This is a genomic window from Roseovarius halophilus (ex Wu et al. 2025) (assembly GCF_047086965.1).
On sequence record NZ_JBKOTX010000590.1, the window covers coordinates 1 to 352 of the forward strand.

The 352-nt window shown below is 68.8% G+C and carries 1 protein-coding gene; it reads right to left on the minus strand.

What is annotated here, in order from left to right; all coding sequences use genetic code 11:
* A partial coding sequence (locus ACH107_RS33620) for a helix-turn-helix domain-containing protein (RefSeq protein ID WP_412509903.1) occupies positions 1–352 on the minus strand: 352 nt, incomplete at both ends.

Here is a 352-nt window from a genome sequence, read left to right on the forward strand (position 1 = left end):
CAGGCGGCAGTGATGTGACCGGCCTCCCCGCCATGCGCCTCGAGATCCGCGACGAAGCCGGCCACGGTGCCCTGGTCGCGCCCCTCGCAGGCAAAGAGCAAACGCCGGGCGTCGAGATCGTGGAAAAGGGTGATGTAAGCGTGTCCGCGCCGGGCGGCGGTCTCGTCGATCCCGACGGCGGTGACAGCCTCGAAATCTTCCTCGGCCCGTGCCGCCTCGACATAATGCGTCACGACGCGCCAGATGCGGTCGTCGCCCACCTCCAACAGCTCGGCCACGGCCTTCACCGGCATCGCGCGCACCAGCGCGATCACGAAGGCGTCGAAAAGCTGCGTGAAGCCCGAGCCGCTGC